The organism is Okeania sp. SIO2B9 (assembly GCF_010672505.1).
Taxonomy (GTDB): domain Bacteria; phylum Cyanobacteriota; class Cyanobacteriia; order Cyanobacteriales; family Microcoleaceae; genus Okeania; species Okeania hirsuta.
This window is the reverse complement of record NZ_JAAHGK010001290.1, coordinates 1-2,142: the sequence shown is the minus strand read 5'-3', so window position 1 is coordinate 2,142 and position 2,142 is coordinate 1. Positions and strand designations below refer to the sequence as shown.

The 2,142-nt window shown below is 37.6% G+C and carries 2 protein-coding genes; one reads left to right on the top strand and one right to left on the bottom strand.

From position 1 onward, the window contains the following. Positions 1 to 1,234 precede the first annotated feature (1,234 nt). Complete coding sequence (locus F6K13_RS29960) at positions 1,235 to 1,804, top strand: ADP-ribosyltransferase (RefSeq protein ID WP_161564375.1); 570 nt, start codon at positions 1,235 to 1,237, stop codon at positions 1,802 to 1,804. Here F6K13_RS29960 and F6K13_RS29955 read toward each other — a convergent pair. Then, the coding region (locus tag F6K13_RS29955) for a zinc ribbon domain-containing protein (protein ID WP_287289396.1) at positions 1,760 to 2,142 on the bottom strand (383 nt) is incomplete at its 5' end. The genes F6K13_RS29960 and F6K13_RS29955 overlap by 45 nt on opposite strands.

Sequence of the window (2,142 nt, the reverse complement as noted above, 5' to 3'; positions counted from 1 at the left end):
TCGGAATTCTTACCCACAAAAGCGATCATCTTGGGGAATGGAATTATTGCACCGACGGTAAATTAAGGCTTTTGCCAGACTCTAGCAATAGAATAGATAAATCAAAAAACTCCAACGTTATAGTTTTTCAAAGGGGTTCTTATTTATCTATTGTACAATAGTTTTGAGATGTTTAACCGACCCACAAAAGCGATCGCCTTGGGGAATGGAATTATTGTACCGACGGTAAATTAAGGTTTTTGCCAGACTCTAGCAATAAAATAGATAAATCAAAAAAAACTCCAACGTTATAGTTTTTCAAGGGGGTTCTTATTTATCTATTGTACAATAGTTTTGAGATGTTTAACCGACCCACAAAAGCGATCGCCTTGGGGAATGGAATTATTGTACCGACGGTAAATTAAGGCTTTTGCCAGACTCTAGCAATAGAATAGAGCCATCAAAAAAACTCCAACGTTATAGTTTTTCGAGCTATCTTTGATATCAAATCCATTTAATTAGGTATAAAAATAATGTAGCAAACATTTATCACACTTGGTATAACATCATATCCGGATGATTAAGTATCATAAAAATATTCTCCCCTAAATATTGAAGAAATATCTCACATTTTCGCTCCGTTTCCAGTGTTCCCTCTTGAATTTACACCTATAGCAATGTTCGCTGGCATATTTACAAATTGCAGGAGTTGTCCAATAGCTAAAATTCTTATATTATCAGCTTTTTATTCCCCCTTCCGGAGCTGTTCCCAAATGAGCTGTTGCCTGCGCGCAGCGCTATACCATCGCGCCACCTAAGAATTTTATGTTCGCAGCGCGGAACGGAGTTCTATCGCGCTACCCGAGCTGACATGATATAACATGGTCATAACCTACACTCAAAAAGACCGTAATTTATCTTCATATTTTAGGAAGGTCTTGCTAAGATTTAAGTCCAGGTAGTTATTGCTAAAGTTTGTACTTTTACAAGTTGATCGGGAAAGTATTGATAGATTATTTCTTACTAATTTACTAATTAAATTAGAATTTATAGTATTTTATTAGGACTTATTAGTTATTTATACTTATTGAATTTTCTTGAAGAATTATTGAGAAATTGCTGGCAATATTAGGTCAGGATCAATTTTAAGCTTCAAACTCACCCATCTGGATGAGGCAAAAATCATCTAAATGAATGGGTTACTTTTTGAGTAATTTTAGGAGATAATAAAAAGTATCGAGTTGAGATGAACTTTATGAACAATGTTGTACTTTGCGAAAACAACAAACTCGTTGCTCAGGTTGCTAAATTAAGCGGAATGAGTTCTATTGAAGCAGCAAAATCATTATCCGCACTTGAAAGATTTACTACTTCAGATTTTCGTAAAATTAGACGGGCAGATAAAGAAGGAAAAAACGAAGGGAATGTTAAAATTCTTAACAATTTTATGCACAAAATGCCCGCTTATGATGGTGATATTTATCGGGGTATGTCTTTTAGTGAAAAATCAATAAAATCTTTTATTAAACAATTAAAACCCCACGGAGATTATACTTTAGATTCAGTCACCAGTTTTACTTGCGATCCAAAGATTGCTGAGACTTATTCCGGTCATTGTTACCAAGTAGTGATTCGGGTAAAGCATAATCATTCGGGAGTGTCTATTAGTGATTTTTCTGCAATGTATAGTGAAAGCGAAGTTTTAGTTCCCAAAGGTACTAAATATGAGGTAACTAATGTGCCCAAGGAAGTTAAATTAGGGAAAGTAAATTATGTTGACCTAGAAGAAATTTCCATTGAAGGGAATAATTTTGAGCATAATTAACCTTTGACATCCTCCCCGGCCTAAAGGCAGGGGGATTCCTACCGAGCCGTAGCTCCTCGGCGGGTTGACGTTTTGCTGGCGCAAAGCTCCGCTAACACAGGCTGCTGCACCCACCCCTCTTGCTCCCCTCCCGGGAGGGGATGGGGGTAGGTTACGCTTGCCTCCGCGTCCGTTTTTTGTCTCGGACTGCCCGCCCGCAACCAATATATTGATTGCTGCATTTTCATCACGGTCGTGTTTTGTACCACAGTTGAGACATTCCCACTCCCTTACTGAAAGGTCTAACTTTCCACCCTTGAATCCACAACATGAACACTTTTGTGATGTTGGTTCCCACT